Below are 671 nucleotides of genomic sequence, written 5' to 3' on the forward strand. Positions count from 1 at the left end.
CACCGGGGATCAAGCTGTCATAGTGGGAAATTTTCAGCTTGTAGCATAAGAATTTGAGAATGGCTTCGGGCATTTCACGCTCATACACAAAGCGTACTGGCATGGCGGTTAAACGTTGGTTTACGCCTGCTGACATTTGCTCTAGCAAGCTGTATTCGATTTCATTACGCAAGTCGTACTCTGCATCACGCGTCATTTTCATCGCGTAACCAGCGAGCTCATCATAATCGAAAAAGCCTTTAAATAGCTCGTCTAAACAGTATCGGATGATGTTATCAAGCAAGATGATGGTCTTACGGCGTTTGCCTTTTTGCTCTGGCACCATCACGAAGCGTGGCAGGTGGTCGGTTGGAATTTCGATGAGAGCGTATTGAGAGTGGTCTTCTTTGCGCAGTTCGACGGCGATGTAAGCGTATTCGTCTTTGAGGAATTGCAGCACGTCGATTTCATCTTTCATCAACAAAGGCGTGATATGTGGCATGACTTCTTTGCGGAAGTATTTGGTGATCCACTTTTCCTGCGCTTCATCGAGTTGATGCTCATTGACCAAGAAAATGCGACGCCGTGCCATTTCTCTAATTAATTCACTGTAAAGTTCGTCGAATTGTTCGTTAAGCTTAAGGGCTTTGGCTTGCATCTTACTTAACAGACGCTTGGATGTGTCACTCCCT

General features: G+C 45.5%; 1 pseudogene. It reads right to left on the reverse strand.

Features of this window, described 5'->3' with window-relative positions:
* A pseudogene (locus R7O13_RS27535) lies at positions 1-671 on the reverse strand (RNA degradosome polyphosphate kinase); the annotation flags it as partial.

The sequence above is a fragment of the Vibrio sp. Y176 genome (genome assembly GCF_033438945.1).